Origin of the sequence: Streptomyces sp. SID10853 (genome assembly GCF_010548145.1) — a bacterium.
Lineage (GTDB): Bacteria > Actinomycetota > Actinomycetes > Streptomycetales > Streptomycetaceae > Streptomyces.
This window is the reverse complement of sequence record NZ_JAAGLN010000118.1, coordinates 1-20848: the sequence shown is the minus strand read 5'-3', so window position 1 is coordinate 20848 and position 20848 is coordinate 1. Positions and strand designations below refer to the sequence as shown.

Genomic DNA, 20848 nt, shown 5'->3' with positions numbered 1-20848 from the left:
CGGCGGGGGTGTGGAGGCGGCGGGGCGGCTGGCCGCCGGGGTGGAGGCGGCAGCGGCAGAGGCGGGCGTACCGGTGGGGCGCGAGCACCCGTACGTGCCGCATCTCACCCTCGCCCGCGGCGACGGCCGCACCGGACTCGGCCCGTACGCGGAGGCCCTGGCCGGCTTCGCGAGCAGCCCATGGGCTGTGCGGGAACTGGCGCTTGTGCGGAGCGGGCCGCAGTCACGGTACGAGGTGGTCGCCGCCTGGCCGCTGGGGCCCGGCAAGTAACCTCGGAGCGTGGACCCGAAAACCAGGAACCGGATCATGGCCGGTGTGCTCGTGCTGCTGTTCGTCGTCGTCGCGGTGGCGGCCGCCGTCGGACAGTGACGGCGGCCGCCCGCGGGCGGCACTGAGGGCGCCTACCAGGCGAACGCCTCCGGTGAAGGGCCAGGACCGGGGAAGATCTCCTCGACCCCGGACACCACGGCCTCCGGCAGTTCGAGCTCGATCGCGCGCAGCGCCGAATCCAGCTGTTCCGACGTGCGCGGACCGACGATCGGGCCCGTCACACCCGGCCGGGTCAGCAGCCAGGCCAGACCGGCCTCGCCCGGTTCGAGACCGTGCTTGTCGAGCAGGTCCTCGTACGCCTGGATCTTCGCCCGTACGGCCTGGTCGGCGAGCGCGTCCGCCGAGCGGCCCGACGCACTGCGCCCGGTGCCGCCGTCCCGCTCCTTGCGGATCGCTCCGCCGAGCAGCCCGCCGTGCAGCGGCGACCACGGGATGACCCCCAGGCCGTACTCCTGCGCGGCCGGGATGACCTCCATCTCCGCGCGGCGCTCCATCAGGTTGTAGATGCACTGCTCGCTGACGAGTCCGACCGAGCCGCGGCGGGCGGCGAGTTCGTTCGCCTGCGCGATCTTGTAGCCGGGGAAGTTCGACGAGCCGGCGTAGAGGACCTTGCCCTGCTGGATCAGGACGTCGATCGCCTGCCAGATCTCCTCGAACGGAGTGTTCCGGTCCACGTGGTGGAACTGGTAGAGGTCGATGTGATCCGTCTGGAGCCGCTTCAGCGAAGCCTCGACGGAACGGCGGATGTTGACCGCGGAGAGCTTGTCGTGGTTGGGCCATGCCTCCGGTGCGGAGCCCATGTTCCCGTACATCTTGGTGGCGAGCACGACCTTGTCGCGCCGCTCACCGCCCTTGGCGAACCAGGTGCCGAGGATCTCCTCGGTCCGGCCCTTGTTCTCGCCCCAGCCGTAGACATTCGCGGTATCGAAGAAGTTGACGCCCGCGTCCAGCGCGGAATCCATGATCGTGTGGCTGTCGGTCTCGGTGGTTTGGGGCCCGAAGTTCATCGTGCCGAGGACCAGTCGGCTGACCTTGAGTCCGGTGCGTCCAAGCTGCGTGTACTTCATGGGCCTCAGCCAACCGCTTGGAGTGTGCTCGAATCAAGGACGCGCGGGCCATCCGAGGGGGAGGCGGCTGCGTGTCGACGTGAGGACGGCCGCGGGCAGGCGGCTGTGCGCCGGGTCCGACGGGCGGTCGCCGGAAGGTCGTTTCAGCGCGCGGGCTGCTGGGGTGCGGTCCGGAGTACTTCCTTCGCGTGGGCGTTCCACTCGCGGAGGGTGTCGGACAGGGGTATGCAGCCGGGCATCAGCAGAGAGTCGCGGCGGTGGAGGACGGTCTTCGCCTCCGGCCCGCGGTTCAGCTTCTTCCAGCGCGCCAGTTCATCCGGGTTCATACCGGTCTGTGCCGGGTCGGTGGTCAGGAGCCGCTCGACCTGTCCCGCGAGTCTGAGGAACTCGTGGTAGAGGGTGCTGCGCTCTTCGGCCTTCCCCATGCTTTCCTCACAGTTGGATCAGTGAACTCGCATTCTGTTCACACTATCCGCACATGGGTTCGGTGCGAAGGGGGGCCCGCCTCTTACCGCCGCTGTGGCGCCCGAAAGGTGCCGGAAAGGCGCCGGAAAGGTGCCCATGGGCCCCTCGGGGCCCGGCCGTTGTGTGAAGGAACACCCGGCGGTGGGGGTGGGTTGGTGCGCCGGAAGGTGCCTCAAGGTACTCCTGCGACCTGTGAGTTGACGCGTCACCATGCACCTCGGGGGCCGACCGGCATGGTGTTGACCTCAAGCGCGGTTGAGGGGAAAGGATCGCACCATGAAGAACCAGACGGATTACGTCGAAATCACCACCCTCATCAGCCGCTACTTCCGCACTCTGGACGACCGGGAGTTCGCGGAGGGCTGGGCCGGCGCGTACTTCACCGACGACGTGCGGACGGTGACCCCACTCGGCACGTCCCGGGGCAGCGAGGTCGAGCAGCACACACAGGTGGCGATCGAGCGCTACGCCCGTACGCAGCACATGTCGTCGGACGTCCTGGTCGGCACCGACGCGGCATCGGGGAGGACCACGGCGTCGTGGAACGCCCTGATGAGGCATGTGCACCACGAATCAACCCTGCAAGCACGGGGCGAGGGCGCCCGGCCCGTCTTCACGGTGGGCGGCGTCTACCGGGCCGAACTGCGGCGCACCCCTGACGGCTGGCGCATCGCGCACCTGAACATCACCGTGACCTGGACCACGGGAACGCCACCTGATCTGCCGGGGGTTACCCGGACGCCGACGCCCTGAGGAGCATGCGGATCACGGGTCGCGACCCGTACCTCCCGGGGTATATCCCGCAGCGGCCCGACGCGATTGACCGCATCACGGGAATCACACGTCACGGGAATCAACGGGGCATCAGGGCGGGTGCCAGCTCTCGCCACTCATGACCCGGCAGCGCGGCCGGATCAGCCGTGAGCACCTGCAGGCACACGTGGTCGGCGCCAGCATCGAGGTGCTGTTGAACGCGTCGGCGTATCGCTTCCGTGTCCCCGTAAGCGACGATCGCGTCGACCAGCCGCCGGCTCGGGCCGCCGACGATGTCCTCGTCGCCGAAGCCGAGCCGTCGTACGTTCGCCTCCTGGTGCGGTGCCATGGAGACGTACCCGGCGACGTGTGCTGTGGCCACCTCGCGGGCCTGCCCGATGTCGGTGTCCAGCACGACGGCCTGCTCGACCCCGAGAAAGGCGTCCGGGCCCATGATGCTGCGCGCCCGTACGGTGTGCTCGACGGGTACGAAGTACGGGTGAGCGCCCCAGGTGCGTTCAGCGGCCAGCTCCAGCATCCTCGGGCCGAGGGCGGCCAGTACGCGACGCGGAGCCGGGTCGGGAACCGGGCCGTGGGCGGGTACCGCATCCATCGCGTCGAGGTAGCCGCGCATGGCGGCCACCGCCTTGCCGCGAGCCGGGACGGGGTAGCCGTCCAGCAGATGGACGGTGTCGTCGACCCGGTGCCCGCCCAACCCGAGCAGGTAGCGCCCGGGAAAGGCTTCGCCGAGCGTCCGTACCGCGGAGGCGGTGGCGATCGGGTCCCGGAAGGCGATGTTGGCTATGCCGGACGCGACGGTTGTACGGCGGGTCGCCGCCAGCAGAAGCCATGCTTGGCCCACCGTGTCGCGGCCGAACGCCTCCCCGAACCAGATGGCCCCGTACCCCAACTCCTCGATTTCAGCGGCCGATTCTTGTACGCGACCAGCGGGCTGCCCCTCGAAGGCCATGGTCCAGACCCCGACCCGGCCGAGCCCGGTCCGTGTTGAGCGAGACATCCGTTCTCCTCAGGCAGCCATTCCGGAGAAGGTCTCCGGTTAGCTTCCATTACGATACGGAGAACTTCTCCGCTTGGCTATCCCGGAGAACGATCGAGGGGCAGGAGGCAGGGTGATGACGACCGGCCATGGCCGCACGTCCCCTCAGCGGACCCGGCGCACGGACGCACGTCTCAATCGGGAGCGCCTGATTGCCACGGCGGAGGAAGTGTTCGCCGAAGCCGGCCCGGACGCGTCCCTCAACGAGATCGCCCGCCGGGCGGGCGTGGGCCCGGGGACTCTCTACCGCCACTTCCCGAAGCGTTCCACGCTGCTCACCGCAGTACTCAGGGACCGGATCGGGACGTTGCGCGAGCACGCGGAGAGACTGACGGCCTCGGAGTCCGCCGACGACGCCTTGGCGCAATGGCTGCATGCGTTCCTGGCCCATGCCCGCGCCAACCAGGGTATGGGCAGCGCTCTGCTGGTCGAGGAGCCGGACGCCCTGGGCGTCGACTGCCATCAACTGATCCTGGATGCGGCAGCCGGGCTGCTCACCCGCGCCCAGCAGTGCGGAACGGCCCGCGCCGACCTGACGGCCGACGATCTCGTCCAACTCGTCGTCGGCATCGCGCTGTCCACGGCCCGCCGCGAGGACGCGGAACAGCCTGACCGGCTGCTGGCCCTGGTATTGGACGCCACGCACGGGACACCGCGGCGCACCGGTTGAACACCGTGCCGGTCGGCTGAACGGATGTGACGGGGGCATCCGGGGCAGTGATGCGCACACGCCCACGGCCGTCACCCGGCGTCTCGGAAGATCGACGTAGGCCGAAGGTCGGGGTGTTCGCTCGCGGCCGGCAGGACCAGCATGGGCGGATGACGTCCCCACCTTTTGACATTGACGCCTTCCTCGGCCGCCCGCTCACCGCGCGCGTGGCGACGGACGGACCTACCGTGCGGCCTGTGTGGTTTCTCTGGGAGGAGGGCGCCTTCTGGATACTGACCGGGCCGTGGACCAAGCTCTTCCACCGGGTGAGCGCAGAACCGCGGCTCGCTCTTGTCGTGGACGTGTGCGACATCGACACGGGCCTTGTCCGCCAGGTCATCGCCCGTGGGCGCGCCGAGCTCGTTCCCTTCGATGTGGCCCGTGGGCGACGCAAGCTGGTCCGCTATCTGGGCCCCGACGAGTCCCGGTGGGACGCCCGCTTCGTCCACTATCTGCGTGATGACCCACAGGCGCGCGGCACGGTGTGGCTACGGCTGACGCCCTCGTCGCTGACAGCCCACGATCTGAGCTATGCGGTCCTTGAGGATGCGGAATCCACACCTACGCTACTGAACTTGAATGGGTGATGCCGGAGCTCCGCGTTGCCGGGCTGATCCGGCCGCCTCGGCCATGCAGCAGGGCGATCTTGAGAATCTGCAGGGCTGTAATCTTCCGCCGTGAGTGATCGATTGGCCGCCGACGGAGACAGCACCGACCGGGCCAGGGGAACCGCCGGGTACGCGAGGGCAGCGGACGCCCTCGCGGTCCAGTATGAGGAGGTCACCTTCGGCGAGGTCCACTGTGACGTACTGGGCTTGGTCCCCTCTGGGCCTGCGCGGATCCTCGATGTTGGCGCAGGTACAGGGCGCGATGCCGCCGCGTTGGTTGCCCTGGGACATAGCGTCGTGGCTGTCGAGCCGACGACGGAGCTGCGGGTGCACGGACAGCGAATCCATGCGGGCAGCGCAATCGACTGGGTCGACGACGTTCTCCCTGGCCTGACGCTGAACCAGTGCCCAGGCCGGTTTGACGCGGTCTTCGCCACTGGGGTGTGGATGCATCTGAACGCCGAGGAACGCGGACACGCGATGGCCAGGATCGCCGCCTTGCTCATGCCCGGCGGCCGGTTCTTCGTCAACCTCCGCCACGGGCCTGTGCCCGAAGGCCGCCACATGTTCGACGTGTCCGCTGCTGAGACAGCCGAGCTGGGTGCTGCACACGGCCTGCGGACGGTCTTGAGTAGCGAGCGATCCGATCTTCACGGCCGAGACGGTGTCCGGTGGAGCACTCTCGTGCTTCAGGCAAAGAACGCCCGAAGGGCACTCGACTGAGCACGAACTCCGGATGACATCCCTCTGCCCGGTCAGTCGGGGGTCGTCCCGGTGCCGGCAGGGCAGCCGTCGGTCAAGCCACGGCTTCAAGCCGGACCCGCTCGCGCGCCGCCCTGTCAGCGTCGGTCATGCCGCCACTGCTGGTATCTCATCCGTCCAGGAATGCCGAAGTCGCCTCGGTGCTACCCGGCGAACAACCGGGCACCACCCGATCAAGTGCCGTACGCCGCGCATAAGTCCGCCCTCTGCCATCGTGGCGCCATGGGCGAACTGGTGGAGCGGGTCGACGAACAGGACCGGGTGGTGGCCGTTGTCGACCGGGCGGAGGCGATTCGGCGGGGATGGCCGCACCGTGTCGCGACGATCGTGGACCGGGACGGCGATGTCCGGATTCTCGTGCACCGCCGCCCGGAGCACGCTTCACGCTTCCCGGGGCAGCTCAACTGGATGCTCGGTGGGGCGGTCGGGGTACGGCGCCCCGGGGGCTTCTCAGGTCAGGCGCCTGCCGGGGAATCGGAGTCCGTTGTGACCCGTGACTTCTTCGTCACGGCGTCCGAGGCTTGAGTGTTTGAGTGCCGCTGTCGGTGTCGGAGTCACCGACGTACCACTTCCCGTTGATCTTGTCCGCTTCCGTCTTGAACGTGAAGGTCTTCGGGTCGACATTGTGTGAGCGGGACAGCAGGATCTTCCGCAGCGGCTGTCCGTCGATCATGACCTTGGCCGCCGGGACGACCGCCTTGTCGCCCTGCGGGGTGGGTGCGTCGACCTTCACCTTCGGGCGACCGGAGGCGTTCTGCGGTGTGAACGCCTTGCTCATGGACTTCAGGCCGACGGCCATCTGCTGCGTGGTCGACGCGTCGCACATCTGCGGGGTCGTGGCCTTCGGCGGCTCCGAGCCCTTGCCCGGGACGGAGGAGAGTTGGCAGACCCGCTTTGCGTCCTGCTGGATGACCGCGTCCACCCAGGCGCCGACGGCGGAGGACACGGTGGACTGGTCGTCCGCCTGTGCGCCGGAGCCGCCGTCCGACGGAGCGCCTGAGCCGTCCGCTGCGCCGGAGTTGTCCGATGCGCTGGGGGAGGGGCTGCTGCTGTCGTGCGAGGCGGAAGAGGAGTGTGCGTGCGCATCGCCCGAGCACGCCGCGAGGAGCGGCGCCGCCGTCAGCAGGGTGGCCGCAGCGGCCCAGCCCATGACCCTCTTGCGGGACTCTGGTCGTGCCATGACGTTCTACTCCCTTACGCGTGGGGTGTGCTGGCCGGTTTCCTGCGGGCGGGTCGCAGGCGCACGGCCGCTATGGGGTTGGATGCGGGGCGTCGCACGATTCCGCCTTACGGTCCGAGGCGTGGCGGCGTGGGCCCGGGGTGCGACGTACGCGATACGTGCCGTACCCCGTGCAGCCGTGCGGTCGGACCGCACAAGGGACCGGTGCGCTCCGGGGTTTCCCGGGGCGTTTGCATTCGATCACACCTGCAACCGCTGTCCCAGGGGAGGCAGTGCTCTGTGACACGCCTCTGACAAACCACAGAAGGGTGTGACTCGTCCACCCGCGTTGGCCGGCTGAGACCTGGTCACCCCGCGAGGGCAGGGCGGGTGCGGGCGCTGGGTGACGGAGCAGCTGCTCACGAACGTCGTGTTGACGCGGGACGAGGCGAGCACCGTACGGGACGGGGCACCCCGCCGGGCCCCATCGGTCTCCGTCGCGGTGGTTACCGTGTGCCCATGCCACCAGTCTCCGTACTCCTCGTCATCGACATGCAGAACGCGGCCATGGCGATCGCGCACCGGGCGGCCGACACCGTCTCCGTGATCGCCGGTCTCCGCGAACGCGCCTTGGCGGAAGGTGTGTCCGTCGTGCTGGTCCAGGACCAGGGCGAGGGGCTCGAACCCGGTACCGATGGCTGGCGGATCGTGGACGAACTCGCTGCCACCGCAGCCGAATCGGTTGTCCCGAAGACCAGCCCGGACAGTTTTCTGGGCACCGGCCTCGACGCGATCCTGAAGGCGGTGGGCGCCACCGAGGTGGTGGTCACCGGGTTCGCGACCGAGGTCTGTGTGGACACGACGGCACGGCAGGCGCTGAGTCACGGGTACGACGTGGTGCTGGTCGCCGACGGTCACACCACCTCCGTACGGGACGGGCCCGAGGCGTACGCCCCGCCGGACCGATCGATCGCGCACCATAACGAGATCTTCCGGAACATCCGATTCCCGGGTCGACGCGTACGGGTGCTGCCCGCAGCCGAGGTGGATTTCAGCCTGACTCCGTAATCCGTAATCCGTAATCCGTGATCTGTACTCCGGCTGCCGAAGCGGTCGGACGGGCGGGTCACCGGCCGCTGTGAAAAGCAGCTGCGTGCTTCCTTCAAGTCGCCTACCGTCAGGGGGATTTCCGCCGAGACACTCAAGACGTGGGGGATGATGGTGCGATACCGCGCATGGGGACGCAGTGGACTGTCCGTGTCCGAGATCGGTTACGGCGCCTGGGGCATCGGTGCGTCCAGCTGGGTGGGGGCGACGGAGGACGAGTCCGTCCGCGCCCTGCACCGGGCGGTCGACCTCGGTGTGAACTTCATCGACACCGCGCGCGGGTACGGCGAGAGCGAGCGGATCGTCGGCCGCGTCGTCCGTGAGCGCGCCGGTGACGAGGTGCTCGTGGCGACCAAGGTGCCGCCCAGGAACCAGGTCTGGCCGCCGCCCTTCGGCCTCGACCCGGCCGAGGCGTTCCCCGGCGAGCACATCCGTCGGAGCCTGGACACCAGCCTGCGCCTCAGCGGCCTGGACCACTTCGACGTCCTGCAGTTCCATGTGTGGAGCGACGACTGGGTCGGCCGGGGCGACTGGCTGGAGACGATCGCCGCGCTGAAACAGGAGGGGAAGATCCGCCTGTTCGGTGTCTCCGTCAATGACCACGATCCCGACAACGCCCTCGCGCTCGTGCGCAGCGGGGCCGTGGACAGCGTGCAGGTCATCTACAACATCTTCGACCAGGCGCCCGCCGCCGCGCTGCTGCCGGCCTGCGAGGAGCACGGCGTCGGCGTCGTGGTCCGGGTGGCGTTGGACGAGGGCGGCCTCACCGGCCGTATCACCGCGGACACCAGGTTTCCCGAGGACGACTGGCGCAACCGTTACTTCCGCGGTGACCGCCCGGCGCAGGTCGAGCGGCGAGTGGCGGCGATCTGCGCCGATCTCGGCATCGCGCCGGACGAGATGGCGGAGACGGCGCTGCGGTTCGTGCTGAGTTCACCGGCTGTCTCCACCGTCATTCCCGGCATGCGGACCGTACGCAACGTGGAGCGCAACACGGCCGTCAGCGACGGACGGACGCTGACCGCGGACCAGCTCGCCGTACTGGGGAAGCACCGGTGGCAGCGGAACTTCTACGCGTGAGGCCCGCCCGGTAACGGCGGCCCCGGGACGGGGTGTCGGGGCCGGGGTCGCCCGTTGTCAGACCCTGCTGGCAGGCTGTGGGGCATGACGAGCACTGAACGACCGATGCCGCCCCTGAACGGGGACGAGCGCACGACCCTGGAGAGCTGGCTCGACTTCTACCGGGCCACGCTGGCCACGAAGTGCGAGGGCCTCACGGAGGAGCAGCTGCGCACGGCTTCCGTGTCGCCTTCGCCGCTGACGTTGCTGGGGCTGGTCCAGCACATGGCCGAGGTCGAGCGGAACTGGTTCCGCCGGGTGCTGGCAGGGGAGGACGCGCCACCCATCTACGCCGAGCACGCCGACCAGCGGGGGCGCGACGAGGGGTTCGTCGTCAGCGACGACCGCTCGTTCGAGACGGTCAGGAAGACCTGGCAGGACGAGATCGCCCTGGCCGGTGCCAACTGCGCTTCGCGGTCGCTGGACGACACCGCTCCGTTCAGGGGCGGCGAGGTGAGCCTGCGGTGGATCTACACCCACATGATCGGCGAGTACGCCCGGCACGACGGGCACGCCGACCTCATCCGCGAGCGGATCGACGGCAGTACGGGGGTGTGAGTGGCGGTACGGGGGGTGTGAACGGCGGTACGGGGGGTGTGAGCGGCAGTACGGGTGCGTGAGCGGTTACGGGTGTGTGAGGTGGCGGTACGGGTGTGTGAGGTGGCGGTGCGATGGCCGGTCCCGGGCCTGTCGCTCCCGGGCCTCTCGCTCCCGGGCCTCTCGCTCCCGGGCCTGTCGCTCCCGGGCCTCTTGCTCCCCGGGCCAATCCCGCCTACTTTCGGGTAACCACTGCGGACCAGGAGCGATGCCGACATGCCTCACCCCACAGGCGATCAGCGGCCGCGGATCGCGGTGTTCGGCGCGGGCAGCATCGGCTGCTACCTCGGCGGCCACCTCGCGCAGCACGCGGACGTCACACTGATCGGGCGGCCCTCCGTGCTGGACGCGCTGCACGAGGGGCTGACGCTCAGTGGCGGCGGCCGCCCACCCGTCCGCGTTCCCCGGGACCGGCTGGCGCTCACGACGGAGCCGGACGCGGTGGCCGACGCCGACTGCGTCCTGGTCACCGTCAAGTCCGCGGCCACGGTGTCGGCCGCACGGGAACTGGCCGGCCGCCTCCGCCCCGGCGCCGTCGTCGTCAGCTTCCAGAACGGGCTGCACAACACCCGTCTGCTGCGGAACGAACTCCCGGGTGTCACCGTGCTCGCCGGGATGGTGCCGTACAACGTCGCGCGGACCGCGCCCGACACCTTCCACCAGGGCACGGGCGGCTCTCTGATGCTCGACGGCGGCACCGCGTCGGCCCCGCTCGTGGCGGCGCTGACGGCCGCCGGGCTGCCGGTCGAGCCGCGCGACGACATGACTGAGGTGCAGCACGCCAAGCTGCTGATGAACCTCAACAACGCGGTGAACGCGCTGTCCGGCCTGCCACTGCGGGAAGAGCTGGGCGCGCGCCCGTACCGGTCATGTCTCGCGCTGTGCCAGGAGGAGGCGCTGGCGGCGCTCGCCGCGGCGGGGGTACGGCCGGCCCGGCTCGGTCCCGTACCGGCCCGGCTCATGCCATGGATTCTGCGGCTGCCCGACGCCCTGTTCCGCCGTATCGCCGCGGCGAGCCTCCAGGTGGACGCGCAGGCGCGATCCTCGATGTGGGACGACCTGGAGCAGGGCCGGGCGACGGAGATCGGCGGCCTCCAGGGCGAGGTCGTCGCCCTGGCGGAACGCCACGGCCTCACGGCACCGGTCAACGCCCGTCTCACGGCCCTGGTGCACGAGGCCGAACGCCCCGGCGGCCGCCGCTCCTGGTCCGGCCCCGAGCTGCTGCACGCACTGCGTCAGCAGTGAAGCAGACGGCCGTGACACGCCACCGTCACTTGCTGTCGGCCAGCTCCCGCAGCGCGGACTCGCTCGGGGATTCGGCCGGCTCGCCCGGCGCGACCCGGCCTGCGGACTCGGCGGGCGCCTCGGCGGCCAGGCCGGCGATCGCCTGGGCCGGGGTGAGGCCGCTCTCCTTGTGGACGCGCAACCGCCGGCCCCACTGCACGGCGGCGCTCCGCGACGCGACACCCCGGCTCTTGCAGGGGATGAAGTCGGCGGCGTCCGCCGCGTCCTGGAACCAGAGGTAGCCGAGGAGACCCTGGCCGTCGACGACCTCCACGTACCGCACCGGGCCGTCGGCCGTGTTCGCGTAGTCTTCCGGGCCGCCCGGCACGGGGGTGAAGGAGAGCGGCTCCTCGAACCTCGGATTGCGTCGTTGCCCGTCACTCATGGTGGTTGCTTGCCGTCCGTCCCTGTTCGTGCGTCTTCAACGCGTCACTGTCGTACGCGCCCACGTCCTGATGCGCCCACGTCCTGATGCGCCCAGTATGGGTCAGTACGCGTCGTACTTCGCGTACTTGCTCGACTGCTTGCTGGAGTGCTTCTGGGCCTGGTCACTTGCGTACAGCGATCCCTTGCCGTGCGACGAGCCCGCCGGGTACTGCGAGCCGCCTTGCGAGGCGTACTTGCCGCCCCCGCCGCCGCCCTTCTTGGCCGCTTCCTTCGCCGCCGTCTTGGCCTTCGCCGCGGCGACGTTCTCCGGGCGGACCAGGATGGTGGCGTCGATGTACCACTGCTCCTCGCCGTACTTGTTCTGGTAGGGCGTGACCTTGTCGACCCGGTACCTGGAGTCGTTCTTGAGGAGCAGTTCCATCTCGCCGGCGCCGAAGTGCGAGATGAACTCCATCCACATGGCGGGCGTGCCCTCGGGGATCCGGTACCGGAAGATGAACGGTTCCTGGTCGTAGGGGGCTACGGGCCTCGGGCCCAGCGACGTGGAGAGGAACCCGAGTTCGGTGTACTTGCGCCCCTCCATCCGCCAGGGCGACTTCGCCATACCGTCCGGGAGGAAGTTGCAACCGCGCGTCGCGATGACGTTGTGAGGAATCGGCTGCGTCTCAAGGGCCCGGCCGAGCCTCCTGACATGAGCCTTCACGTCGTCGATACCGTGCTTGCCGGCGTTCTCGACGAACTGCCCCCGGAGGTACTTGTTGGTCTCCCGGTACGTGGGATAGCCGAGCTGGAAGTCCTTCTTGGGCTCGTTGGTGTAGTCCCTGAGCGCTTCCTCTTCGCGGCCGCTCATCTGGTCCAGGGCGCCGCCCCAGACTTTCCTGCCGTACTTGATGGCGTCCTTGGGGTCCTTGAACACCTTGGAGTCGTCCCAGGCGTCCCCCACTCCGGGGGCCCGCTGCACGGCCAGTTGGCGGGAGGCCACCGCGTTGCCCGCGGTGCGCTGGAGGGTCCGCATGGCGTCAGCCGTCATCGGCTTCGCCGAGGCGAAGGGCTTGGCCGACGCGAGGTGCTCGGCCGATGCGGTCACCCCGGCTCGCTGTGCGGTGACGGCTGATTTGCGGAGGTGAGCGGTGCTGGACGTCCGCTCCTTGCGTTCGCGCATTGCGGTCCTCGGGAAAAGTTCGGCGGGTCCCAGGGAGGCGCCCGAGACCGGATACGGCGCTCCCATGAGAACCTTCGGTCATCACCGCTGTCCAGGTCCGTTGGGCCAAGCCCGAGGGCAAGTCACAGGGCCGCGACGGCTGTGCCCCGTACGGCTGGTGGGTTTCCCTCCGGCGCGTAAGGACCGCCGATGCCCCAGCCCTGGTGCAGTGCTTCCGCAAAGGCGCGCGCCAGTTTCCGTTCGCCGCTCTGGTTCGGGTGCGTCCCGTCGTACGTGTCGGTGTGGATGTCGTACGACGGGGGCCGCGAGGCCAGCAGCAGCGGTGAACGCGGTTCGTCCAGGTCGGCGAGGGTCTTCGCCAGCAGCACGTTGAAGTGCGCGACCTCCGCGGCGAACGGCGCGTCCGTCTCGGCGCGGATGTTCGGGATGACCGGGAGGATCACCGCCCGGATGTGCGGGTTCGCCTCGCGCGCCTCGGCCAGGAAGCGGCGGGCGTTGCGGGCGGTCTGTCCGGCGTCCGTGTAGAAGCCGAGGTCTATCAGTCCGAGGGAGACGAGCAGCAGGTCGGGCCGGTGCGCGGCGACGGTCTCGCGGATGACCGGGGCCATGTGCTGCCAGCCCTCGCCCCAGCCCGACAGATGGCGGCGGGCCTCGGCGGGGAAGGCGGGGTCCGCGTACGCCGTGCCCGGCCGGGCGGTGTGCGGCTGGGCGGTGTGCGGCTGGGCGGCGTACGGCTCGGCGGTGTGCTGCTCGGCGGTGTGCGGCTGGGCGCTCGACGCCGTACCCGGCGCGGGACTTGGCTCCGTGCCCGGCTCCGCGTCCGGCTCGTACAGCGTGGTGCGGGGGCCGACGATCTCGCAGCTGTCGCCCAGGTGCTGCCACATGCGGTAGCGCCAGGTGTAGTCGCCGGCGCGGCCTATGGTCATCGAGTCACCGACGAACATCATCCTCAGACGCATCCCGTCATCATCGCCGATGGCACGGGGGTGGCAATCTTGGGGGCATGCGTTCGCTTCAGTACGTCGCCGGGGCTGCGGCCACCGTCCTGTTCGCCCTTGTCCCGGCTGTGCCGGCGGCCGCGGACGACGGCGGTTTCACCATCAAGGATCCGCGGATCACGGAGTCCAGCGGGTTGGCGGCCAGCCGGCTCCACCCCGGGATCTACTGGACCCACAACGACAGCAGCGACGGCCCGTACGTCTACGCCGTGGACTCGAAGACCGGGCAGACCGTGGCCCGGGTCACGATGCGCGGGGTCGGGGCGCCGCGCGATGTCGAGGCGATCTCGATCGGGCCGGACGGCGACATCTACGTCGGTGACATCGGTGACAACCTGGACGGGAGCTGGGACCACGTCTGGATCTACCGCTTCCCCGAGCCGAAGCAGCTGAAGAAGGAAGAGACGGTCAGGGCCACGCAGTTCACCGTCAAGTACGCCGACGGGCCGCGCAACGCGGAGGCGCTGATGGTGCACCCGAAGACGGGCCGCGTCTACATCGCGTCGAAGAACCAGACCAAGGGCGGTCTGTACGTGGGGCCCGCGAAGCTGTCGGCGTCGAAGACCAACGTCTTCCGGCGGATCGACAAGGTGCCGTGGGTGACCGACGGCGCGTTCTCGCCGGACGGCAAGCAGCTCACACTGCGGGGCTATCTGGGGGCGGAGTCGTACGACTGGAAGCCGGGCGGCGGACTCGGCACCGAGCACCAGCTGGGCGTGCCGTTCCAGGGGCAGGCCGAGTCGGTGACGTACACACCGGACGGATCGGCGCTGATGATGGGCTCCGAGGGGGCACAGAGCCGGGTGCTGCGCTTCCCGGTGGAGAAGCCGAAGGGATCGGACGGCGGCGGTACGTCGTCGTCCGGGAGCGGAAGCTCATCGGACACGGGAGCCGACGGCTCCGGCGGCTCTCCGACGGCGTGGGGGATCGGGGTCTTCGCCGTGCTGTTCCTGCTGTTCATGGGGGCGAAGCGGCTGTTCGGCGGACGGCGGAGGTGAGATGCACCGCAGGTGAGGCGGGCGCCACGGGCGGGGCGGCGGGCCGGGCCGGTTGCTCCGGCCCGGACGGAGGACCGTGGCAGCCCTTAGCCTCCGGGCATGGGTACCCCGACGAATGAACCCGCGGCTTTCTCCACCGAGCGGCTCGATCTGTTGCCGCTCCGGCCCGCTTACGCGGAGGAGATGGCCCGGGTGCTGTCCGATCCGGGCCTCCATACCTTCATCGGCGGCAGTCCCGCGAGCGTCGACGAACTGCGCTCCCGGTACACACGTCAGGCCGCCGGTTCACCGGATCCCGCGGTGACCTGGTGGAACTGGGTGATCCGGCTGCGTACGGAGGGGGTCCTGGCCGGGACCGTACAGGCAACTGTCCAGGGGCCGGTGGCCGAGATCGCGTGGGTGGTGGGCACGCCGTGGCAGGGGCGCGGGATCGCCAAGGAGGCCGCTGCGGGGCTGGTGGAGCTGCTGGGTGAGGTGCCTGGGGTGCGTGACGTGATCGCGCACATCCACCCGGACCATGCGGCGTCCGCCGCCGTGGCCGGGGCGGTGGGGCTCGGACCGACGGGGCAGTGGCAGGACGGGGAGGCGCGGTGGCGGTGGTCGCCGCCGCACGGGGCTGCGGCATGATCGCCGGACAGTCCCTGTGGCCCTGCCCCGTACGCCGAAGGGCCCCGGCAGCCTGCTCAGTGGCTGCCGGGGCCCTTTCGGGTATGCCGTGACGCGAGAGCCCTACAGCTGCTCGATCAGGTAGTCGATGCAGGCCGTCAGTGCCTCGACGTCCTTCGGGTCGATCGCCGGGTACATCGCCACCCGCAGCTGGTTGCGGCCCAGCTTGCGGTACGGCTCGGTGTCCACGATGCCGTTGGCGCGCAGCGCCTTCGCGACGGCCGTCGTGTCGATCTCGTCCGCGAAGTCGATGGTGCCGATGACCTGCGAGCGCTTGGCGGCGTCGGTGACGAACGGGGTCGCGTACTTGGACTGCTCGGCCCAGCCGTACAGGGTGCGCGCGGACGCCGCTGTGCGGCCGACCGTCCAGTCCAGGCCGCCCTGGGTGTTCATCCAGGTCAGCTGCTCGTTCAGGAGGAACAGCGTGGCGAGGGCCGGGGTGTTGTACGTCTGGTTCTTGAGCGAGTTGTCGATCGCCGTCGGCAGGCTGAAGAACTCGGGGATGTGCCGGTCCGAGGCGTGGATGCGCGCCGCGCGCTCCAGTGCGGCCGGTGAGAACACACCGATCCACAGGCCGCCGTCGGAGGCGAACGACTTCTGCGGGGCGAAGTAGTAGACGTCGGTCTCGGCGATGTCGACCGGCAGGCCGCCCGCGCCCGATGTGGCGTCCACCAGGACGAGGGAGCCCTCGTCGGCGCCGGTGACGCGCTTGATCGGGGCCGCGACGCCCGTCGAGGTCTCGTTGTGCGTCAGCGCGTACACGTCCACGCCCGCTTCGGCCTTCGGGTCCGGGTGGGTGCCCGGGTCGGAGGCGATCACGGTCGGCTCGGCCAGCCACGGGGCCAGCTTCGACGCCTTCGCGAACTTGGACGAGAACTCACCGAAGTTGAGGTGCTGCGACTTGGACTCGATGAGTCCGTGGGTCGCGATGTCCCAGAAGGCGGTGGATCCGCCGTTGCCGAGGATCACCTCGTACCCGTCGGGGAGCTGGAAGAGGTCGCGTACGCCTGCGCGCACGGCGCCGACCAGGTTCTTCACCGGGGCCTGGCGATGGGAGGTGCCCATCAGGGAAGTACCGGTCGCGGCGAGGGCGTCCAGCGCCTCCGTACGCACCTTGGAGGGGCCCGCGCCGAAACGGCCGTCGGCGGGCTTGATGTCAGCGGGAATCCGGATCTCAGCCACGAGCCGGAGCGTAGCCGGTTCCGGGCGTTTGCGGACAGAGGGTCCGGCCGCTGAGACGGACGCCACGGGGCGGGCGACGGCGGTGCCCCGCCCCGCCCTCGTGGCTCGCCCGCGCCCGGGGGCGGCAGGTGCGGTTCAGCCGCCGAGTTTCACGGGCAGGTCGAAGAGATCGTTCTGGGTGACCACCGGCTTGTTGCGCAGTTCCGCCGCGGGGACCGCCAGATGCAGTTCAGGGAAGCGGCCGAAGAGCGCGGGCAGTGCGACGCCCGCCTCCAGGCGGGAGAGCGCGGCGCCGGGGCAGACGTGCGGGCCGTGGCCGAAGGAGATGTGGCGGTTCGGGGTGCGGGTGATGTCGAAGTCGCCGGCCGTCGGGCCGTGCGTCTCCTCGTCGCGGCCGATCGCGCCGAACGAGACGATCAGGCCCTCGCCCTTCGGCAGGACCGTGCCGCCCACCTCGATGTCCTCGGACGCGAAGCGGATCAGGACGTGCGAGGTCGGCGTCGACCAGCGCAGTGTCTCCTCGACGACGTTCTCCCACGGGACCTCGCCCGCGAGCACCATCCGGCGCTGCTCGGGGTGGGTCTGGAGGGCGACGACCGCGTTCACGATCAGGCTGATCGTCGTCTCGTGGCCTGCGGCGATCATCAGCTGGAGGGTGTTGGTGATCTCCTCGGTGGTGAGGTGGTCGCCGTCCTCGGACGCCGCGATCAGCGCGCTCGTCAGATCGTCGCCCGGCTGGGCCCGCTTCGACTCGACGATCTTCGAGAAGAGCGCGCCGAGGTCCGCCATCATCTGCGGGACCTCGTCCGGTGGTGTCTGCGTCGAGAAGAACTTCTCGAAGAGGGTCTTCAGCCGGGGGTGGTCGACGGCGTCGACGCCCATCAGCTCGCTGACCACGTTCATCGGCAGCGGGTACGCGAACTCCGCCTTCAGGTCGACGGTCTCCCCGGCCGGCACCTCCGCCAGCCGGTCCAGCATCCCGCCGGTGAGCTTCTCGATACCGGCGCGCAGCCGCTCCACCCGGCGCACGGTCAGCGCCTGTGCGACGAGCGTACGGAGCCTGCGGTGTTCCGCGCCGTCGGCCGTGAGCATCGAGCGGCCCGGGTTGGCCAGTCCGATCAGCGGCCAGTCCAGCGGGATCTCACCGCGCTGCCAGGCGCCCCAGACGTCGATGTCCTTCACCAGCCGGGAGTCGGTGAGCAGTTGCCTGGCCTCCGCGTGCCGGGTCACCGCGTAGCAGGCCACCCCGCCCGGCAGGACCACACGGGCCAGCGGGCCCGCCGCGCGCAGGGCGGCGCTCTCGCCGTCCAGATCCTGGACGAAGGGGTCCAGGGCGATGCTCTCGGCGTGGCTTCCGTGGTCGACCGGGCAGCTCATCTGTGCCTCCTGTGGCGGGAACGGCCGTGCTCCGAGGGTCTTCGGGTCACAGCGCGGGGACCGGAGTGAAGGTGACGGGAAGGGTGGACAGGCCGCGCAGCCAGGGGGAGGGGCGCCGGGTGAGGCTCTCCCCCGGGGCCGCGAGGTCGACGTCGGGGAGGCGGTCGAGGATGACCTCGATCCCCGTACGCGCGATGACCTCCGCGATCTCCTGGGCCGGGAACGGGCAGCGGTGCTCGCCGTGGCCGAAGGAGAAGAAGGCGTTGTTGCCGCCGGTCAGCGCCGAACCGTCGGTGCGCACCTGCGGGTCGGAGTTGGCGGCGGCGAGACCGAGCAGCAGCATGTCGCCGCTCCGGATGTGCCGGCCGCCGAGGTGGGTGTCGCGCGAGGCCCACCGGCCCGCGACGTTCTGGGTGGGGGTGTCCTCCCAGAGGACCTCGTTCATCGCCTCCGCGACGCTGTGCCGGCCGCCCGAGAGCGAGGCGGCGAACCGGTCGTCGGTCAGCATCAGCCGCAGCGAGTTGCCGATCCAGTCGGCGGTGGGCTGGTGGCCGGCGGCCATCATGACCATCAGGTCCTGGGCGATCTCCTCGACGGTGAAGCCCGCCTTGTTGCCCAGCATGTGCGAGGCGACGTCCTCCGCGGGCGACGCCTGCCGGGCGGCGAGCAGACCGGCCATCGACCGCGCGAGGTGCTGCTGTCCCGCCAGGGCGAGTTCACGGCCGTCGATCATGTCGTTCAACGCCTTGACCAGGGCCGGGCCCTCGTCGTCCGGGAACCCGTACAGCCGGGCGAGCACCCGGACCGGCAGCAGCATCGCGTACTGGCCGATGATCTCCGTATCGCCCTTGCCGCAGAAGGAGTTGATCAGCTCGTCGGCGTACTGCTCGGCGATGCGCCGCAGTTCGAAGGGGTCCACGGACTCCAGGGCGTCGCCGATCATCGCGGCGCGCTCGCGGTGCCGTTCGCCCACGGTGTAGAGGATCGACGGCTGCTTGTGGCCGATCATCGGCAGCAGCGGCCAGTCCCCGGGGATGTTGTCCCACTGGTTCCACAGGTCGGAGTCCCGGCTGAAGAGCACCGGGTCGGCGGTGACCTGGTGCAGTTCGCGGTAGTCGAGGACCAGCCAGGCCGGTATGTCGCCGTCGAGCAGCACCGGCGCCACCGGGCCGTGCGCGCGCCGCATCTCCCGGTAGAGCTGGGTGGGTTCCGTCTGGAAACGCGGACCGCTCAGCGGGGTGGGCGGGGTGTCGGTGGTCATGTGGTGCTTGGCTCCCGTGCGGACGTCGCTGAGGACAGGGCGTGCAGGTGCTGGAGGAGGGTGATCAGGACGTACTTGCTCGACGTACGGTCCCGGGCGTCGCAGTCGATCAGCGGGATCTCGGGGGAGAGGTCCAGCGCCTCCCTGAGCTGCTCCAGGGAGTGGACCGGGCCGCCGAAGTCGTTGCAGGCGACGATGAACGGGGTGCCGTGGTGCTCCAGGCGGTCGATGGCGTACCAGGAGTCGGCGAGTCTGCGGGTGTCGACCAGAACGACCGCGCCCAGCGTGCCGGAGAACAGCCGGTCCCAGAGGAACCAGAAGCGCTCCTGGCCGGGCGCGCCGAAGAGGTAGAGGATCGTCCGCTCGTCGATGCTGATGCGGCCGAAGTCGAAGGCGACGGTGGTGGCGGTCTTGGCGTGCACCCCGTCGAGGTTGTCGACGGCGGCTCCCGCCTGCGTCATCGTCTCCTCGGTGTTCAGCGGACGTATCTCGCTGACCGACCGGACCATGGTGGTCTTCCCTGCGCCGAACCCGCCGACGATGACGATCTTGAGACCGTTGTCGGCGGTGCCGGCCAGGGCGTTCTGGTTAGAGGCTGCGGAGTCCAACGAGCACCTGCTCCAGGATATGAGGGTCGGGAAGGCTGTCGGCGCCGCGTGCGGTGCGCGGGTGGCGGGCGCTGATCCGGCCTGTGTCGAGCAGGTCGCAGAGCAGGATCCGGGTGATGGACACGGGCAGCTTCAGCGCGGCCGCGATCTCCACGACGGCCGTGGGCCGGCCGCACATCCGCAGGATCGTGGCGTGCTCGGACTGCATACCGGGCGTGGGGTCGCACTCGCCGACGACCAGGGTCACCAGGTCGAAGGCGGTGGCGTCGGACCGGCTGCGCCCGCCGGTGACGGTGTAGAGGCGGTCCGGATCGTCGTCACGGCCCGGCCTCGGCCTGGGCACGGGGGCGGTCACGCGCGCGGCTCGGCGCTGAGGTGTTCGCCCAGCTGCTCGACCAGCTCGCTCATGTTGTGCCCGATGAGGCCGACATCGGCGGTCTCGTCGGCGACGACGGAGAGGTGGGCGCCGTCGCCCGCCTCGACGATGAACAGCACACCGCCGTAGAACTCGGCCATCGCGGTCCGTACGCCGCCGGTGCCGTCGCCGAACTCCATGGACGCACCGTGCGAGAGCGACTGGATACCGGCCGAGATGGCGGCCAGCTGGTCGGCCTGGTCGACGGAGAGCGCCGATGTGCGGCAGAGCTTCAGGCCGTCACGGGAGAGCACCAGGGCGTGCCGGGTGCCCGGGGTGCGCTCAAGGAGGCTCTCCAGGAGCCAGTTGAGCTTCTCGTCGGTGGTGGTCGTGCTCATGAGCTGCTGCCTTCCGGGTTCGGGGAATCGCCACGTACGGCCTGGCGGAACGTGCTGAACCTGGCGGCGGATGTCGTGGATGAGGTGGAGTCGACGGGCTTGGACGAGCCGGGGATCCGGGTGCCGTCCGGATGCGCGGCCGCCATGGTCTGGCCGCGCCGCCGCTTGGGCAGCCCGCTCTCACCCAGCTCGGCGGTGGAGTGAGCCGGTTCGGGCTCGGTGCTGTTCTGTTGTGCGGCGCTGTTGTGTAGTGCGGTGCTGTTCTGTTCTGCGGGGGCGGGCTGCGCTGCGGCTCCGGCATGGGCTGCGGCGGCCGGTGCTTCTGGCTCTGCGCCGGCGGGTACGGGCGCGGGCGCAGATGAGCGGGTGGGCAGCGGGGCCGGTGCGGGCTGCGGGGCTCCGGTGGTCCGTGGGGCCTCGGCGGGCAGCGGGGCTGCG

General features: G+C 70.0%; 24 protein-coding genes and 2 pseudogenes. 12 read left to right on the top strand and 14 right to left on the bottom strand.

The window, feature by feature from the left end; all coding sequences use genetic code 11:
* Positions 1–271 (top strand): 2'-5' RNA ligase family protein (locus G3I19_RS21580; RefSeq protein WP_275402766.1); only part of this gene is annotated, 271 nt, incomplete at its 5' end.
* 131 nt (positions 272–402) lie between these two features.
* Here the strand turns inward: G3I19_RS21580 and G3I19_RS21575 are convergent.
* Together G3I19_RS21575 and G3I19_RS21570 are read right to left on the bottom strand one after the other, a co-directional pair.
* On the bottom strand, positions 403–1398 hold the full coding sequence (locus G3I19_RS21575) for an aldo/keto reductase (RefSeq protein WP_164265322.1): 996 nt from the start codon (positions 1396–1398) through the stop codon (positions 403–405).
* A 143-nt stretch (positions 1399–1541) separates the two neighbouring features.
* Positions 1542–1823 carry a hypothetical protein gene (locus G3I19_RS21570; RefSeq protein ID WP_164265321.1) on the bottom strand — a complete coding sequence of 94 codons (282 nt, stop codon included), beginning with the start codon at positions 1821–1823 and terminating at the stop codon, positions 1542–1544.
* 316 nt (positions 1824–2139) lie between these two features.
* Between G3I19_RS21570 and G3I19_RS21565 the strand changes: the two genes are divergently transcribed.
* Complete coding sequence (locus G3I19_RS21565) at positions 2140–2616, top strand: nuclear transport factor 2 family protein (protein WP_164265320.1); 477 nt, start codon at positions 2140–2142, stop codon at positions 2614–2616.
* A gap of 100 nt (positions 2617–2716) precedes the next feature.
* Here the strand turns inward: G3I19_RS21565 and G3I19_RS21560 are convergent, their stop codons facing one another.
* Positions 2717–3634 (bottom strand): TIGR03620 family F420-dependent LLM class oxidoreductase, encoded by a 918-nt coding sequence (locus G3I19_RS21560; RefSeq protein WP_164265319.1) that lies wholly within the window; start codon positions 3632–3634, stop codon positions 2717–2719.
* A gap of 115 nt (positions 3635–3749) precedes the next feature.
* On the opposite strand from G3I19_RS21560, the gene G3I19_RS21555 reads away from it, so the two are divergent.
* From G3I19_RS21555 to G3I19_RS21540, 4 genes and pseudogenes are all read left to right on the top strand, one after another.
* The gene (locus tag G3I19_RS21555; RefSeq protein WP_164265318.1) at positions 3750–4343 is read left to right on the top strand and encodes a TetR/AcrR family transcriptional regulator; all 594 of its coding nucleotides are present in this window, start codon (positions 3750–3752) and stop codon (positions 4341–4343) included.
* A 149-nt stretch (positions 4344–4492) separates the two neighbouring features.
* Entirely contained in the window at positions 4493–4969 is a 477-nt protein-coding gene (locus tag G3I19_RS21550; RefSeq protein ID WP_164265317.1) for a pyridoxamine 5'-phosphate oxidase family protein, read from the top strand.
* Positions 4970–5059: 90 nt separating this feature from the next.
* A complete protein-coding gene (locus G3I19_RS21545; protein ID WP_343235165.1) occupies positions 5060–5713 on the top strand; it encodes a class I SAM-dependent methyltransferase in 654 nt (217 codons plus the stop codon).
* 261 nt (positions 5714–5974) lie between these two features.
* A pseudogene (locus G3I19_RS21540) lies at positions 5975–6184 on the top strand (NTP pyrophosphohydrolase); the annotation flags it as partial.
* A 73-nt stretch (positions 6185–6257) separates the two neighbouring features.
* Here the strand turns inward: G3I19_RS21540 and G3I19_RS21535 are convergent.
* Positions 6258–6932, bottom strand: a complete 675-nt coding sequence (locus tag G3I19_RS21535; protein ID WP_164265316.1) for a hypothetical protein — start codon at positions 6930–6932, stop codon at positions 6258–6260.
* 498 nt (positions 6933–7430) lie between these two features.
* Between G3I19_RS21535 and G3I19_RS21530 the strand changes: the two genes are divergently transcribed.
* The 4 genes from G3I19_RS21530 (at position 7431) to G3I19_RS21515 (ending at position 10979) form a co-directional block, all read left to right on the top strand.
* Positions 7431–7979 carry an isochorismatase family protein gene (locus G3I19_RS21530; RefSeq protein ID WP_164265315.1) on the top strand — a complete coding sequence of 183 codons (549 nt, stop codon included), beginning with the start codon at positions 7431–7433 and terminating at the stop codon, positions 7977–7979.
* 153 nt (positions 7980–8132) lie between these two features.
* Positions 8133–9098 carry an aldo/keto reductase gene (locus G3I19_RS21525; RefSeq protein WP_164265326.1) on the top strand — a complete coding sequence of 322 codons (966 nt, stop codon included), beginning with the start codon at positions 8133–8135 and terminating at the stop codon, positions 9096–9098.
* Between the two features lie 84 nt (positions 9099–9182).
* Entirely contained in the window at positions 9183–9695 is a 513-nt protein-coding gene (locus tag G3I19_RS21520; protein ID WP_164265314.1) for a DinB family protein, read from the top strand.
* A gap of 255 nt (positions 9696–9950) precedes the next feature.
* Positions 9951–10979, top strand: a complete 1029-nt coding sequence (locus G3I19_RS21515) for a 2-dehydropantoate 2-reductase (protein ID WP_203599853.1) — start codon at positions 9951–9953, stop codon at positions 10977–10979.
* 25 nt (positions 10980–11004) lie between these two features.
* Here G3I19_RS21515 and G3I19_RS21510 read toward each other — a convergent pair whose 3' ends face one another.
* The 3 genes from G3I19_RS21510 to G3I19_RS21500 form a co-directional block, all read right to left on the bottom strand.
* Positions 11005–11403, bottom strand: coding sequence for a hypothetical protein (locus G3I19_RS21510; protein WP_164265313.1), 399 nt, complete (start codon positions 11401–11403; stop codon positions 11005–11007).
* Between the two features lie 102 nt (positions 11404–11505).
* Positions 11506–12567 (bottom strand): ADP-ribosyltransferase, encoded by a 1062-nt coding sequence (locus tag G3I19_RS21505; protein WP_164265312.1) that lies wholly within the window; start codon positions 12565–12567, stop codon positions 11506–11508.
* A gap of 122 nt (positions 12568–12689) precedes the next feature.
* Entirely contained in the window at positions 12690–13526 is an 837-nt protein-coding gene (locus G3I19_RS21500) for a GDSL-type esterase/lipase family protein (protein WP_239074652.1), read from the bottom strand.
* Between the two features lie 44 nt (positions 13527–13570).
* Between G3I19_RS21500 and G3I19_RS21495 the strand changes: the two genes are divergently transcribed.
* A complete protein-coding gene (locus G3I19_RS21495; protein WP_164265311.1) occupies positions 13571–14563 on the top strand; it encodes a WD40 repeat domain-containing protein in 993 nt (330 codons plus the stop codon).
* A gap of 99 nt (positions 14564–14662) precedes the next feature.
* Positions 14663–15190 (top strand): GNAT family N-acetyltransferase, encoded by a 528-nt coding sequence (locus tag G3I19_RS21490; protein WP_164265310.1) that lies wholly within the window; start codon positions 14663–14665, stop codon positions 15188–15190.
* A 102-nt stretch (positions 15191–15292) separates the two neighbouring features.
* On the opposite strand, the gene serC is transcribed toward G3I19_RS21490, so the two are convergent.
* The 7 genes and pseudogenes from serC to G3I19_RS21455 all read right to left on the bottom strand — a co-directional run.
* On the bottom strand, positions 15293–16411 hold the full coding sequence (gene serC, locus G3I19_RS21485; protein ID WP_164265309.1) for a phosphoserine transaminase: 1119 nt from the start codon (positions 16409–16411) through the stop codon (positions 15293–15295).
* Between the two features lie 135 nt (positions 16412–16546).
* Positions 16547–17788, bottom strand: coding sequence for a cytochrome P450 (locus G3I19_RS21480; protein WP_164265308.1), 1242 nt, complete (start codon positions 17786–17788; stop codon positions 16547–16549).
* Positions 17789–17834: 46 nt separating this feature from the next.
* Entirely contained in the window at positions 17835–19049 is a 1215-nt protein-coding gene (locus tag G3I19_RS21475; protein WP_164265307.1) for a cytochrome P450, read from the bottom strand.
* Positions 19046–19657: an ATP/GTP-binding protein gene (locus G3I19_RS21470; RefSeq protein ID WP_164265306.1), complete on the bottom strand. Its 612-nt coding sequence runs from the start codon at positions 19655–19657 to the stop codon at positions 19046–19048. The genes G3I19_RS21475 and G3I19_RS21470 overlap by 4 nt, the downstream gene beginning before the upstream one ends.
* Complete coding sequence (locus tag G3I19_RS21465) at positions 19638–20012, bottom strand: DUF742 domain-containing protein (protein WP_343235164.1); 375 nt, start codon at positions 20010–20012, stop codon at positions 19638–19640. Before G3I19_RS21465 ends, G3I19_RS21470 begins: the two co-directional genes overlap by 20 nt.
* Entirely contained in the window at positions 20009–20410 is a 402-nt protein-coding gene (locus G3I19_RS21460) for a roadblock/LC7 domain-containing protein (protein ID WP_164265305.1), read from the bottom strand. The genes G3I19_RS21465 and G3I19_RS21460 overlap by 4 nt, the downstream gene beginning before the upstream one ends.
* Positions 20407–20848, bottom strand: a pseudogene (locus G3I19_RS21455) (ATP-binding protein); the annotation flags it as partial. The gene G3I19_RS21460 and the pseudogene G3I19_RS21455, both read right to left, overlap by 4 nt.

What these genes read in the sequence shown, in the direction of transcription:
- G3I19_RS21490 (WP_164265310.1), top strand. Translation starts at nt 14,663, where the DNA reads ATGGGTACCCCGACGAATGAACCCGCGGCTTTCTCCACCGAGCGGCTC.
- G3I19_RS21515 (WP_203599853.1), top strand. Translation starts at nt 9,951, where the DNA reads ATGCCTCACCCCACAGGCGATCAGCGGCCGCGGATCGCGGTGTTCGGC.
- G3I19_RS21520 (WP_164265314.1), top strand. Translation starts at nt 9,183, where the DNA reads ATGACGAGCACTGAACGACCGATGCCGCCCCTGAACGGGGACGAGCGC.
- G3I19_RS21505 (WP_164265312.1), bottom strand. Translation starts at nt 12,567, where the DNA reads ATGCGCGAACGCAAGGAGCGGACGTCCAGCACCGCTCACCTCCGCAAA.
- G3I19_RS21495 (WP_164265311.1), top strand. Translation starts at nt 13,571, where the DNA reads ATGCGTTCGCTTCAGTACGTCGCCGGGGCTGCGGCCACCGTCCTGTTC.
- G3I19_RS21500 (WP_239074652.1), bottom strand. Translation starts at nt 13,526, where the DNA reads ATGCGTCTGAGGATGATGTTCGTCGGTGACTCGATGACCATAGGCCGC.
- G3I19_RS21475 (WP_164265307.1), bottom strand. Translation starts at nt 19,049, where the DNA reads ATGACCACCGACACCCCGCCCACCCCGCTGAGCGGTCCGCGTTTCCAG.
- G3I19_RS21560 (WP_164265319.1), bottom strand. Translation starts at nt 3,634, where the DNA reads ATGTCTCGCTCAACACGGACCGGGCTCGGCCGGGTCGGGGTCTGGACC.
- G3I19_RS21510 (WP_164265313.1), bottom strand. Translation starts at nt 11,403, where the DNA reads ATGAGTGACGGGCAACGACGCAATCCGAGGTTCGAGGAGCCGCTCTCC.
- G3I19_RS21480 (WP_164265308.1), bottom strand. Translation starts at nt 17,788, where the DNA reads ATGAGCTGCCCGGTCGACCACGGAAGCCACGCCGAGAGCATCGCCCTG.
- G3I19_RS21565 (WP_164265320.1), top strand. Translation starts at nt 2,140, where the DNA reads ATGAAGAACCAGACGGATTACGTCGAAATCACCACCCTCATCAGCCGC.
- G3I19_RS21460 (WP_164265305.1), bottom strand. Translation starts at nt 20,410, where the DNA reads ATGAGCACGACCACCACCGACGAGAAGCTCAACTGGCTCCTGGAGAGC.
- G3I19_RS21535 (WP_164265316.1), bottom strand. Translation starts at nt 6,932, where the DNA reads ATGGCACGACCAGAGTCCCGCAAGAGGGTCATGGGCTGGGCCGCTGCG.
- G3I19_RS21530 (WP_164265315.1), top strand. Translation starts at nt 7,431, where the DNA reads ATGCCACCAGTCTCCGTACTCCTCGTCATCGACATGCAGAACGCGGCC.
- G3I19_RS21570 (WP_164265321.1), bottom strand. Translation starts at nt 1,823, where the DNA reads ATGGGGAAGGCCGAAGAGCGCAGCACCCTCTACCACGAGTTCCTCAGA.
- G3I19_RS21555 (WP_164265318.1), top strand. Translation starts at nt 3,750, where the DNA reads ATGACGACCGGCCATGGCCGCACGTCCCCTCAGCGGACCCGGCGCACG.
- G3I19_RS21575 (WP_164265322.1), bottom strand. Translation starts at nt 1,398, where the DNA reads ATGAAGTACACGCAGCTTGGACGCACCGGACTCAAGGTCAGCCGACTG.
- G3I19_RS21550 (WP_164265317.1), top strand. Translation starts at nt 4,493, where the DNA reads ATGACGTCCCCACCTTTTGACATTGACGCCTTCCTCGGCCGCCCGCTC.